A 13,137-nucleotide genomic window follows, 5' to 3' on the forward strand; every position below is an offset into this window, starting at 1 on the left:
GTAAATAAAATATTCAGAACTTATTTGGAAAAGCAAAAACAAACTGCAATGCTTTATTTTACTCCAGTTAAAAACAAAATTTTAACACAATATATAAATTTATAGAACAAAAAAACACAATTCTACAAAAATTATTTCCTAGGATGAAAACTATGCATTACTTCTTTTAGAAAACTGCGATCCAAATGCACATAGATTTCTGTTGTTGTAATAGACTCATGCCCCAACATTAATTGAATAGATCTTAAGTCTGCACCATTCTCAAGCAAATGTGTAGCAAAAGAATGCCTTAACGTATGCGGACTTATATTCTTTTTAAGCCCCACTTTCTCTGCAAGATCTTTTATTATAGTAAAAACCATTGCACGTGTTAACTGATTTCCTCTTCTGTTTAAGAATAAAGTATCTTCGGCTCCTTTTTTTATAATGAGATTGCAACGAATCGCATTTCTATATATATCAATATATTTTTGAGTTAGAGGTCCAATTGGAACAAATCTTTCTTTATTTCCTTTTCCAGTAATTTTAATAAATCCTTCATCAAAAAAGAGATCAGAAATTTTAAGCGAAATCAATTCAGAAACACGTAAGCCACAGCCATATAAAGTTTCGAGCATCGCTCTATTTCGTTCGCCCTCGTTAGTACTTAAGTCGATGGTTTCAATCAAAGCATCAATTTCCTGAAGTGATAAAGTATCTGGTAGCTTACGGCCAGTCTTTGGAGCTTCAATTAATTCTAACGGATTATCGTTTCTATAATCTTCAAAAACCAGATAATTAAAAAAACTTTTAAGTCCAGAAATAATCCTTGCCTGCGACCTCGGATTAACTTCTTTGGCTACCGAATAAATAAATTGCTGTAAAGTTTCGTCGGAAATTTTTATTGGAGAAACATCAATCTGATTGGTTTCTAAAAACAGACATAAACGTTCAATATCAAAGCCGTAGTTTTCGATCGTATTTTTAGACAAACCTCTCTCAATCCTTAAGTATGATTGATAATCTTTTATATATCTACTCCAATTCATATCTACAAAGTAAGTGATTTTTTGGCATAAAAAAACCTTCCTTAAAAAAGGAAGGTTCTTCAAATATTTTTTAATTTCTTAATTAAATTTATAAGCTGCAGTTATAGCAAAAACACTATTTTTTGGGCTATCATAATATTCATCCCAAGTGTCTGCATTGTTATCTGCTATATTAGACAAACCTACTGTGTAACGTGCACCAACTGAGAAATTATCTGTAAAGTTATATCCTAATCCAAAGTTAAATCCTGTATCAACAGATTTGAAACCATCTTTAACATCTTCTCCATCACTTTTCGCAGAAACTAAAAATCCTATTTGTGGACCCGCCTCAGCAGTAAATTGTTTTGTTATATAAAACTTCGCTAAAACAGGAACGTTAATATAATTTAATTTAGTATCATACTTATCACCAGCAAATTTCAATTTAGCACCTTGCGTAGAAAACAAAACCTCTGGCTGAATAGCTAATCTTTCAATAACTTTAATCTCAGCGAAACCTCCAACTTGAAAACCTACTAAAGAGCTAGCATCCCAATAATTTCCACCAGCAAAAGTTGTGATATTAAGACCTCCTTTTACTCCAAATCTTGTTGACTGAGCATTTGCAAATGTAAAAGCCATAATTGCAATGGCAGATAAAATAATTTTTTTCATTCTAAATTTGTTTTGGGTTAAATTTAATTAGCCAAATATAAAAATATTCTTCATAAATCTATATTAGGAATTTAACAAATAAAATAGTAACTATTACATTATTTGTTAATTTTAGATTAAGCAAACTAAAATAAAAGCAAAAGCCCTTCCATTTCTGGAAAGGCTCTTAAAAAACACTATTAACTAAATATTAGAAGTGTAATGCAAAACCGATGTTTAATTGGAAAACATCTTTTCCGTAATCTTCATTTAAAGTAATATTGTAACGAAGACCTGGTTCAATAGATATGTTTTTTCCAACAAACCAAGCATATCCTCCTTGTAAACCTAAGTAAGAAGGATTTTCATTAGCATCTTTAATACTTGCTCCTGTGTAAGAAGCTTCAAGAGGAAATTTATTTAATAAATAATATTTCGCTCCCACTTTATAAGAAAATGCATTTGAGCTATGACCAAAGTCATTATAACCTAAACCAGCTTTAACAGCTAAATTATTGGCAACAAAGTAACCAGCTTCAGCTCCTAAACCCCATTCAGTCTCTCCATCTCTAGATGACAAATGAAAACTAGTATTGCCAACATTTGCATCAGCACCACCGAAAGCTGTATTAGCTTCAATTAACCATTTTCCTTTTGCTGTCTGTTCTTGAGCATTAGCCCATCCAAAAGATAATACTGCAATAGCAGCTAAAACAATTTTTTTCATAATTTTTAAAATATTATTTGATTAATACTTCGCAAAACTAAGATTACACTTACAAAATAAACTCCACAACAAGCTTAAAAAGTATTAAAATAAGACAGAAAAAAATTACCAAAAAAAGAGCTGATTTTCAGATTAGTAAAAGATTATAAACCGCTTTAAAACCTTAAAATTTACTTTTCGGTGGGAATTTTATTAATTATTTAATCGAAAATATAATGCAATAAAATGCTAAATATGTAGTTTTGATCTATAAATAACATTTAAAATACCAATTTTTAAAAACCTTTTTATGAAGAAAATATTTTTAGCAGCTGTTATGTTTATCGCAACATCAGCGGCAGTAAACGCACAATTTGTACAAATCGGGGTAAAAGCAGGGGTTAACTTTGCTAATCAAACTGGAGGTTCTGACTTTAATGGAATTTCTGTTGACAAAGAAGGAATTACAAGTTACCACGCAGGTCTTGTAGCAGAACTTAAATTATTAGAAAAATTCTCAATTCAGCCAGAACTTTTATATACTACTCAAGGAGCAACTTATAAAAATGCTGTTTCAGAATTTAAAAATGAAATGGGATATATTGCTATTCCAGTAATGGCAAAAATCTATATGACTAAATCTCTTAGTTTAGAACTTGGTCCACAGGCATCATTCCTTGTTAGCAATAAAAAAGAATTTGATGTTGCAGATCCAAAAACATTTGACTTTTCTCTTAACGCAGGTTTAGGATTAAAAGTTGTTGGAGGTCTTTTCGTTCAAGCTCGTTATGGTATTGGTTTGACAGAAATTTCAAAAGAAGCTGATTTTAAAAACTCTGTATTCCAACTTTCAGCTGGATACATGTTCTAAAAATATATCACATACTTTTACAAAAACCGCCCTATTTATTAGTGCGGTTTTTTTTATTTTTACACTTACATGTGAAATGTCATTTGTAAAAATGTAAAATGCATTCACATCGCTTAATTAAAAAACAAATTACTTTATGAAAATCTGCATTATCAACGGACCAAATTTGAATCTTTTAGGAAAAAGAGAACCTGAAGTTTATGGAAGCCAAACTTTCGAAGATTATTTTGAAACGTTGAAACAAAAATTTCCAAATATTGAACTTTCCTATTATCAAAGTAATATTGAAGGTGAACTGATTGGAAAAATTCAAGAATGCGGTTTTACTTTTGACGGAATCATTTTGAATGCAGGTGCTTATACACATACTTCTATTGGTTTAGGAGATGCTATGAAAGCCGTTACAACTCCTGTAATCGAAGTGCATATTTCTAATACTTATGCTAGAGAAAGCTTCAGACACCAATCTTATTTATCTGGAAATGCAAAAGGTGTTATTTTAGGTTTCGGACTTAAAAGTTACGAATTGGCTATTCAATCCTTTCTATAAAAAACAATTTTATTGCACGAAGTTGGAATTACCAAAAACTAAAGAATTTCAACTTCGTTCAACTTGATATGTTATCTCATCTAATGTCTTAGAATTTAACAAATTATTAATAAGCTCAGATTTAACTTATTATATTTTTGTAAGACAAGCCATACTACATGAGAAACTTTACTTTATTTTCCTTCTTATTTTTTTCTATTACCACCTTTTCACAAATTAAAGGAACTATAACAGATGACAAAGGAAATCCGCTTCCTTTTGTATCCGTTTTTGAAGAAAACACTTATGCAGGAACCACTTCAAATGAGCAGGGAAAATATCAGCTTAATGTAAAAGAAATTGGAAAAAACAAAATTACTTTTCAATATTTAGGATTCAAAACTCAAAAAATAGCCGTCGCTGCCGGAAGCAAAACCGTTACTTTAGACATTCAGCTCCAAGAAGAAAGTTTTGCTTTAAATGAAGTAATTATCGATCCTAAAAACAATCCAGCAAATGCCATCATAAAAAATGCAATAGCTCATAAAAAAGAAAACTCGGATAAAACTGAAAGATATACAGCCGATTTTTATTCAAAAGGAATGTTTAAAGTAAAAGATCTTCCCAAAAAAATACTGGGCAAAAAAGTAGAACTTGGCGATGATATGGCTTCAAATTTAGATTCTACGGGAACTGGAATCTTATATTTATCTGAAACGATATCTAAAGTTAGCCTTGAAAAACCAAACAAGTTTAAAGAAAACATTATTGCTTCTAAAGTTTCTGGAAACAATCGTGGTTATAGTTATAATACAGCAGCATTGTCAAATTACGACTTTTATGACAACACTTTAGATTTTGATGTAAAACTCATCTCACCTATCGCTGACAATGCTTTCAATTATTACAAATACAAATTAGAAAGCACTTTTTACGACGACAACAATCAGCAGATTTATAAAATCAAAGTCATTCCGAAACGAGATAAAGAACCTGTTTTTGAAGGATACATTTATATTGTAGATGATAGTTTTGCCATTTATGCCATTGATTTAGACATCAAAGGGTATCGAATGAAAAATGAATTTACAGAAATAATGACTTTAAAACAGAGTTTCAGCTACAACACCAAAAATAAAATCTGGTCAAAAAATGCACAGACACTTTCTTTTAATGCTGGAATTTTTGGCGTAAAGTTCTCTGGAAATTTCAATTATGTTTATTCTAATTATGAATTTCCTGCCTCATTTGAAAAGAAAACTTTTGGAAACGAGCTCGTAGCTTTTGATCTAAATGCCAATAAAAAAGATGATACTTTCTGGAATGAAATTCGTCCCATTCCGTTAACGATTGAAGAAAGCAGTGATTATGCAAAAAAAGATAGTTTACAGACTATTAGAAAATCAAAAAAATATACCGATTCTATTGATGCAAAAAACAACAAATTCAAGGTTTGGGATATTTTAATGGGTTACGATTATAAAAATACTTTTAAGAAATATTCTTTTGATTATAAAGGCTTATTGAATATTTCTTCATTAAGTTTCAATACTGTTCAAGGTTTTAATTTGGATTCTGGCTTCTCTTTTAAAAAATGGAATGAAGAAGAAGGAAAAAGCACTTCGATAAGTACTACTTTTAATTATGGATTTTCTGACGAACGTTTTCGCGCAATTGGAGAATTCAGTCATCGATTCAACACTATTAATTATGCTACAATTTGGGGTTCTGGAGGAACAAAAACTGCTCAATTTAATAGTGCCGAACCAATTTCAAAATTTATTAATTCTATAAGCTCTCTATTTTTTAAAGACAACTACATGAAGCTTTATAACTTAGAATTTGCTGAAATTAATTACGGACAAGATATTGCTAATGGAATAAATCTTACTGGAAAAATTGGTTACGAGCAGCGAAAACCGCTTTTGAATACAACCGACTATTCATTCTTTAAAAAAGATGATATTTACTCCTCAAATAATCCGTTAGCGCCAAACGATTTTACAACTCCAGCTTTTGATCAGCATCATTTGTTTAAAGCGCTTCTAACGACGAAGATCAATTTTGGAAACAAATATATTTCAAGACCTGACGGAAGATTTAATTTTAAAGACGATAGATATCCGACGGTTTATTTAGCATTCGAGAAAACATTTGCGGCAAGCGAAAAAAAGTACGAATATGAACGAATTGGAGCTTCCGTTCAATATGATTTATCGCTTGGTAATAAAGGTCTTTTAGGAACCAATTTTAGAGGAGGAAAATTCTTCAATGCTGAGAATATTTCGTTTATTGATTACAGACATTTTAACGGAAACCAAACTCATATTGGAACAAGTGAACGCTATCTAAATGTTTTCAACATGATGCCATATTATTCTAATAGCACAAACGATAGTTATTTTGAAATGCATACCGAATACAATGATACGGGCTTTATTATGAATAAAATTCCGTTATTGAATCTTTTAAAATCAACTATGAATATCGGATTTCATGCTTTGGCAATTCCAGACAAAAAACCATATTCTGAATTTACAATTGGTTTAGACAATTTAGGTTTCGGAAAATTCAAATTATTCAGAATCGATTATATTCATTCTTACCAAGGTGGCATCCAACAAAATGGCGTTGTATTTGGATTGAAGATTTTAAATGCGTTAGATTAAAAAAGGTTTTAAGATTCTTAGATGCTAAGCTTCTAAGTTTTTCTTTTAATACTTGATCAGGCTGAGCAATCTACAGACTTCAGGAGAAGACCGAGCAAAGATTTTCAATCTTAAAAAAAAAGCTTAATTTAAAATCTGGTTTCAAGCAGATCATAAATTAAGCGGATTTTAAATTAAACTTTGTCAAACTTTAGAACTTTAACAAAGGAAAAGCTCAGAATCTTAGCACCTCAGAACCTTAGTGTCTTAAGAATAATCATCTGGCTCAACATGTATTAAAACGTGCCCAAGTTCTGGGATTTCTTTTCTCAAAGTGTCTTTTAATTCGTGTGCTAAATCATGTCCTTCTTTTACTGAAATTTTTGCAGAAACAATTGCGTGAAGATCTACGTGGTATTTCATTCCTGCTTTACGAATAAAACATTTTTCTGTTCCAAGAATTCCTGGAACCAATAAAGCTTTTACACGAATTTCTTCAACTAAATCTTCATGAAGATTTTCGTCCATAATTTCACCAAGCGCAGGTCTAAAGATTTTATAACTATTATAGAGAATAAAAAAAGCTGCAAAAAGCGCTGCCCAATCATCTGCAGATTCATAACCTTTTCCCATAATCAGTGCAATCGAAATTCCGATAAACGCTGCAACAGAGGTTATAGCATCACTACGATGATGCCAAGCATCAGCAGCAAGAGAGGTACTATTGGTTTGCTTGCTTCGCTTCATAACCAAACGGAATGAATACTCTTTCCAAATTATAATAGCTCCCAAAACATAAAGCGTCCAAGATTTTGGCAAATCATGATCACTTCCAATATTGGCAATACTTTCATATCCAATAATTGTTGCTGAAGTAATTAGGAAACCAACAACTAAAAATGTTATTAAAGGTTCTGCACGACCGTGTCCATAAGGATGATTTTCATCTGCTGGTTTATTCGAATATTTGATTCCAAAAAGTACCAAAAAAGACGAAAATATATCTGTCGTTGATTCTATTGCATCGGCAATCAAGGCATAAGAATTGCCAAAAAAACCTGCGAGACCTTTTATAATGGCCAGGCAGGTATTTCCTATTATACTAAAAATAGTAGCTTTTATAGCTTTTTGTTCGTTTGTCATTTAGACTATTTTTTTTAGCCACGAATTACACAAATTACACGAAGATTAGCTTTGTGTTTTATTTTACTAATTTTTAAAAATTAAATTCGCAAAATAAAAATTAGTGCAATTCGTGTAATTCGTGGCTATAAACTTTTAAGCTCTCACGATTTTAGCTCCAATTGCTCTCAAACGCTCGTCGATACGCTCGTATCCACGATCGATTTGTTCAATATTCTGAATTGTACTAGTTCCTTTTGCAGAAAGCGCAGCAATCAACAATGAGATTCCCGCACGAATATCAGGAGAAGACATTGTAGTTGCTTTTAATTGAGATTCGAAATTATGTCCCATAACCACAGCTCTGTGCGGATCACATAACATGATTTTTGCTCCCATATCGATCAATTTATCCACGAAGAATAAACGGCTTTCGAACATTTTTTGGTGAATTAAAACATCTCCTTTTGCTTGAGTTGCCACAACCAAAACGATACTTAATAAATCTGGCGTAAATCCTGGCCATGGCGCATCGGCAATAGTTAAGATAGAACCGTCAATATCGGTTTTTACTTCATACCCGTCTTTGTGAGCAGGAATATAAATATCATCATTACGTTTTTCAACTGTAATTCCAAGTTTTCTAAAAGTATTTGGAATCAAACCTAAGTTTTCCCAACTTACATTTTTGATAGTAATTTCGCTTTTTGTCATAGCTGCAAGACCAATCCAAGAACCAATTTCGATCATATCTGGAAGAATTCTATGCTCACAACCTCCAAGACTTTCAACACCTTCGATAGTCAATAAGTTAGATCCAACTCCAGTGATTTTAGCTCCCATAGAGTTCAGCATTTTACACAATTGCTGTAAGTATGGTTCGCAAGCTGCATTGTAAACTGTAGTTGTTCCTTTTGCTAAAACTGCAGCCATTACAATATTTGCAGTTCCAGTTACAGATGCTTCATCCAAAAGCATATCTGTTCCTTTAAGACCTTCTTTTGGAGTTTCTACTCCATAAAAATGATCTTCTCTGTTATATCTAAATTTTGCTCCAAGATTAATAAAACCTTCAAAGTGAGTATCTAATCTACGGCGACCGATTTTATCTCCACCTGGTTTTGGAATATATCCTTTTCCGAAACGAGCCAAAAGAGGGCCAACAATCATAATAGAACCACGAAGCGCTCCTCCTTCTTTCTTGAAAGCTTCAGTTTCTAAATATCCAACATTAACTTCATCAGCTTGAAAAGTAATTGAACCTGGTTCGTTACGTTGAATTTTCACCCCTAAATTCCCCAACAAAGTGATTAATTTATTGATGTCTATAATATCAGGAATGTTATTAATTTTTACTTTCTCTCCTGTTAGAAGCACGGCACATAAAATTTGTAATGCCTCATTCTTTGCTCCTTGCGGAGTGATTTCTCCTTTTAAAGGAGTTCCTCCTTCGATTTTAAAAATTCCCATAGATCTTGTTTAGGTTCTTTCAAAGTTTCTAAGATTCTGAGATTCTAAGATTCTAAGTAAAAAAACTCAGCAACTTAGTAGCTTAGCAGCTTAGCAGCTTTTTTTTATTTTTGTTTTTGTTTATTTTTTAAGCATCTAAGTAAAAAAAACTTAGCAACTTAGGAGCTTAGCCTCTTAGTCGCTTTTTCTTACTTTTGATTATTGTTTTTTTGAAATGTCTTTTTTTGACCGCCTTTGTTATTGTTTTTGTTATTCTGCGTTTTTGGCTGTGTTCCAGAAGCTGTTTTATTAGACATGCGTTTATTAGTGCGCATTAAATCTGTTGTATTCAACAATTCTTCTGTACTGTGTAGTAAATTAATTTTACCGCCAGATAATTCATATAAATGCTCAAAAATCACATCATCTTTTACTGTGTCTTTGTTCCAGCTTAAAAACGACTTTTTCATGTGATTGGCAATTACCATTATCAGCGCATTTTTCATTTCGCCTTCTTCCCATTTATTAGCAACTTCAATCATATATTTGATGTTATTGCCATAAAATCTATATTTTGGAAAGTTCTGCGGATATTGCAAAGTTTCAGGTTTTAACTGCAATACATCGCGAGACGGAATTGGGTATGGCGATTCTACATTCAGTTTGAAATCAGACATAATAAAAAGCTGATCCCAAAGTTTATGCTGAAAATCTGGTACGTCACGCAAATGCGGATTTAGGCTTCCCATAACCTGAATGATATATTTCGCGGCTTTATTGCGCGTTTCATCATCTTCGATTGCAGTTGCCTGATCGATCAATTTTTGTAAATGACGCCCATATTCTGGGATAATTAAACGTTGTCTTTCAGAATTGTATTCCAAATTATACACAACGTCACTTGCGGCTTCTCTTTTATATTTTTCGATCATAAGTTTATAATGAAACTATACCTTCTATTGTAGAAACTTCTTTGTATTTACTAATCACATCGTCTGAGCTGTGCATCGTAACATCTACAGAAACACTGGTAAATTTACCTGTTTTAGATTTTGTTGTTTTAATAACCGCTCCCATTCTATCAAAAGCTTTTTCAACACGCTCTACATTATCACCTACAGAAGGCACAATAAACTTATACAAATATTCTGCTGGCCAAGTGTTTGCGTTATCAAGTTCTACTTTTAATCTTTCGTAAAATTCGGCGGTGTTTTTTTCTTTATCGTTCTCCATTCGTAATTAAAAATAAACGCAAATATACGGTTTTTGAATTTAGATTTTTGAGTTTCGATTTTAGATTTTTTCTGTACTTAAAACTTTGTTTTAAAGGGACAAAGTTACAAAGGCGCAAAGGTGCAGAGAAAAAAGCAATCGAAGATTATTTCTTTGTAAAATTTACGCTTATATTTGAGAAAATAATCCTTAAAATATTTCTCAAAAAGTTTACTAGAAGGACTCATACAACGTACTGTTTGTCATTTCGACGAAGGAGAAATCTCCGTAAGTAACTCCTCACGGTATTTCGCCAACCTTTGTCGAGCTTCTCGTGGAGATTTCTCCTTCGTCGAAATGACAATATTGTGGAAAAACTTTACGTCTCTGTGACTTTGCGAGATTAAAAACACATTACAATGAAAAAACTCCTTTTACTTTTTATCGTTCTTACCTTAAATTCGATTCAAGCACAAGAAGTCAAAACACTGACTTATTTCCAAAACGACACTTTAAAACTTGATTTAGATTTATATCTGCCAAAGAAAAAAGCTGGTGAAAAAATCCCGTTGATTATGTTCGCTTTCGGTGGCGGATTTTCTGGCGGAGAGCGTACAAGCGAAAAAGATTTTGGTTTATTCATGGCTAAAAATGGTTATGCAGTTGCAAGCATTTCGTACAGCCTATACATGAAAGGAAAAGATTTTGGCTGTAAAGGAACTTTAACCGAAAAAATAAAAGCAATACAAATTGGCGTGAGCGATATGTGGCAAGCAACGGCTTTCTTAATTGAAAATGCAGATAAATATAATCTTGACACTTCAAAAATCTTCATTTCTGGAATTAGTGCGGGAGCCGAAATTGGTTTCCATGCTTCGTTTTGGGATTATAAATTAATGAATTTATACAAAAAAAATCTCCCAGAAAACTTTAAATACAAAGGTTTCATTGGAGGCTCAGGAGCGATTCAGGATATTAATCTGATTACAAAAGAAAAAGCAATTCCGATGTTGTTGGCTCATGGAAGCAATGATGATACAGTTCCGTACGCTGCAGGTTCACATCGTTCTTGCCCGACAAATGCTTCTGGCTGGCTGATTCTTTTTGGCTCTTATGCAGTCTACAATCAAATGAACGATTTACATAAGGACATCGAACTGATTACTTTCTGCGGTGGCGGACATGAATTCTCGGGTTATCTTTTTCATGAAGGACAGCAGTATGTTTTGGATTTTGTGAATGATGTTTTGAATGGTAAAAAATTCCAATCGCATTTGATTGTTCCTTCTAAAAATGGCAAAAATTCTGGGAAGTATTCATTTTGTGAATAATTCTTAAAGTAAAACAATGAAAGTTGATTATAAAAATTTTGAAATTGAAGTTATTGATGATAAAAATTACATTTTGAATTCAAGCAATAATTTACGTCAATATCAAAAAGTTTATTATGAAGAAAGTGAATTTCACTGTAGTAGTAAGCACGCTGTCATTATTAAAGAACATGGAATCGAGATTTCAAATGCAATAATTTGTGAAACTGAGGGCGCAACAGGAATATATGAAAACTCATACATCATTGAAAATGATAAAATATGGATTCGAGTCTCCAATAAAATTTACTGTTTAAAAATTCCTTCATTAGAAATTATATGGCAAAAAGAGTTTGATCAATTCACTAACTTTTGCTTTTACAAACTTGAAGAAGATTTTCTTATTCATGGAGAATTAGAAATTTTCAGAATAACAAAAAATGGAGAGATTATTTGGCGTTTTGGAGGAAGAGATATTTGGGTAAATTCTGAAGGCAGTGAAGAACTTATTATTAAAGATAATGTTATACTTTTAGTAGATTTTGAATCGAACAGATACATTCTTGATTTTGATGGAAATTTATTAGAAGACATCTCAAAATAATAAAAAAAGAAATAGCTACAGATATTTGGCTAAAGCCAAGATTTTAAAACCATTTAAATCCGTTAGTTAAAACCAACGGCAATTCAAATAAAATTTGCTCCGCTGGAGCAAAATATTACATTTAGAGTTTGGTTTCCTGCAAGGTTTTCAAAACCTTGTAGGTTTCTAAATACGAATTATTAATTAGGTGAAAAGAGAAAAAATAATACCTACAAGGTTTTGAAAACCTTGCAGGAGAAAAAAATACAAAATAATTCCAAAAACAAAACCATCTCTCCTTTTTAGCCCTGATGGAAGCGGAAATCCTTTTGCTTTTTCCTTTAAAAAGCAAAAGATTGCAGCGGACAGCAGGAACCCATGACTGCTAAAAATGCTAAATCTTTCGCTTCAAGCAAATATTCTTTTTAATTATAAATAAGTTTAGGTAAATTTGCGCTTTATTTTTAGAATAGTGCAAAAAGAAATTATAGTCTTGCTTGGCGGACCTGGTACTGGAAAATCAACACTTATTAACGAATTGGTAGCTCGTGGCTTTTGCTGCTATCCTGAAATCTCTAGACAGGTTACCATGAAAGCGCAAGAACAAGGCATTGAACAGTTGTTTCTAGAACAACCTCTTTTGTTTAGCGAAATGTTATTGGAAGGTCGTATTGAACAATATAAAAATGCTCTTGAAGAACCTGATAATGTAGTTTTTATTGATAGAGGAATTCCAGATGTTGTAGCTTATATGGATTATATTGGCGATGAATATCCGGAGCACTTTACAAAAGCTTGCGAAGATTTCAAATATTCTAAAACCTTTATTTTACCGCCTTGGGAAGAGATTTACCAAAGTGATTCTGAACGTTATGAAAATTTTGATCAGGCAGTAAAAATTCAAGATCATCTTATTGAAACCTATAAAAAATACGGTTACGAACTGATTGAAGTTCCTAAAGATACGGTTGAAAACAGAATTCTTTATATCTTAGACAAAATTTAGCGGTATGGTTTAAAGTTGTAAAACTAGAAACTGTTTT

General features: G+C 32.0%; 13 protein-coding genes. 6 read left to right on the top strand and 7 right to left on the bottom strand.

The window, feature by feature from the left end:
- Positions 1-131: 131 nt before the first annotated feature.
- From xerD to JC605_RS21870, 3 genes are all read right to left on the bottom strand, one after another.
- On the bottom strand, positions 132-1,028 hold the full coding sequence (xerD, locus tag JC605_RS21860) for a site-specific tyrosine recombinase XerD (RefSeq protein WP_198858210.1): 897 nt from the start codon (positions 1,026-1,028) through the stop codon (positions 132-134).
- 78 nt (positions 1,029-1,106) lie between these two features.
- Positions 1,107-1,685 carry a porin family protein gene (locus JC605_RS21865; RefSeq protein ID WP_198858211.1) on the bottom strand — a complete coding sequence of 193 codons (579 nt, stop codon included), beginning with the start codon at positions 1,683-1,685 and terminating at the stop codon, positions 1,107-1,109.
- Positions 1,686-1,875: 190 nt separating this feature from the next.
- Positions 1,876-2,391, bottom strand: coding sequence for a hypothetical protein (locus JC605_RS21870; protein WP_198858212.1), 516 nt, complete (start codon positions 2,389-2,391; stop codon positions 1,876-1,878).
- Positions 2,392-2,680: 289 nt separating this feature from the next.
- On the opposite strand from JC605_RS21870, the gene JC605_RS21875 reads away from it, so the two are divergent.
- The 3 genes from JC605_RS21875 to JC605_RS21885 all read left to right on the top strand — a co-directional run bounded on the left by JC605_RS21875 (position 2,681) and on the right by JC605_RS21885 (position 6,439).
- A complete protein-coding gene (locus JC605_RS21875; protein WP_198858213.1) occupies positions 2,681-3,241 on the top strand; it encodes a porin family protein in 561 nt (186 codons plus the stop codon).
- A gap of 136 nt (positions 3,242-3,377) precedes the next feature.
- Positions 3,378-3,791: a type II 3-dehydroquinate dehydratase gene (gene aroQ / locus JC605_RS21880; RefSeq protein ID WP_198858214.1), complete on the top strand. Its 414-nt coding sequence runs from the start codon at positions 3,378-3,380 to the stop codon at positions 3,789-3,791.
- A 158-nt stretch (positions 3,792-3,949) separates the two neighbouring features.
- On the top strand, positions 3,950-6,439 hold the full coding sequence (locus tag JC605_RS21885) for a DUF5686 and carboxypeptidase regulatory-like domain-containing protein (protein WP_198858215.1): 2,490 nt from the start codon (positions 3,950-3,952) through the stop codon (positions 6,437-6,439).
- Between the two features lie 246 nt (positions 6,440-6,685).
- On the opposite strand, the gene JC605_RS21890 is transcribed toward JC605_RS21885, so the two are convergent.
- The 4 genes from JC605_RS21890 to JC605_RS21905 all read right to left on the bottom strand — a co-directional run bounded on the left by JC605_RS21890 (position 6,686) and on the right by JC605_RS21905 (position 10,222).
- Positions 6,686-7,561 carry a cation diffusion facilitator family transporter gene (locus JC605_RS21890; protein ID WP_198858216.1) on the bottom strand — a complete coding sequence of 292 codons (876 nt, stop codon included), beginning with the start codon at positions 7,559-7,561 and terminating at the stop codon, positions 6,686-6,688.
- A gap of 135 nt (positions 7,562-7,696) precedes the next feature.
- The gene (gene murA, locus JC605_RS21895; RefSeq protein ID WP_144338813.1) at positions 7,697-9,010 is read right to left on the bottom strand and encodes a UDP-N-acetylglucosamine 1-carboxyvinyltransferase; all 1,314 of its coding nucleotides are present in this window, start codon (positions 9,008-9,010) and stop codon (positions 7,697-7,699) included.
- 188 nt (positions 9,011-9,198) lie between these two features.
- The gene (locus JC605_RS21900) at positions 9,199-9,921 is read right to left on the bottom strand and encodes a DUF4290 domain-containing protein (RefSeq protein ID WP_198858217.1); all 723 of its coding nucleotides are present in this window, start codon (positions 9,919-9,921) and stop codon (positions 9,199-9,201) included.
- A gap of 4 nt (positions 9,922-9,925) precedes the next feature.
- A complete protein-coding gene (locus tag JC605_RS21905) occupies positions 9,926-10,222 on the bottom strand; it encodes a DUF493 family protein (RefSeq protein ID WP_111285800.1) in 297 nt (98 codons plus the stop codon).
- 398 nt (positions 10,223-10,620) lie between these two features.
- On the opposite strand from JC605_RS21905, the gene JC605_RS21910 reads away from it, so the two are divergent.
- From JC605_RS21910 to JC605_RS21920, 3 genes are all read left to right on the top strand, one after another.
- A complete protein-coding gene (locus tag JC605_RS21910) occupies positions 10,621-11,532 on the top strand; it encodes a S9 family peptidase (protein WP_198858218.1) in 912 nt (303 codons plus the stop codon).
- Between the two features lie 16 nt (positions 11,533-11,548).
- A complete protein-coding gene (locus JC605_RS21915) occupies positions 11,549-12,115 on the top strand; it encodes a hypothetical protein (protein ID WP_198858219.1) in 567 nt (188 codons plus the stop codon).
- A gap of 451 nt (positions 12,116-12,566) precedes the next feature.
- Positions 12,567-13,100, top strand: a complete 534-nt coding sequence (locus JC605_RS21920; protein ID WP_198858220.1) for an ATP-binding protein — start codon at positions 12,567-12,569, stop codon at positions 13,098-13,100.
- Positions 13,101-13,137: the final 37 nt, after the last annotated feature.

Origin of the sequence: Flavobacterium sp. IB48 (assembly GCF_016405855.1) — a bacterium.
GTDB lineage: Bacteria > Bacteroidota > Bacteroidia > Flavobacteriales > Flavobacteriaceae > Flavobacterium > Flavobacterium ginsengisoli.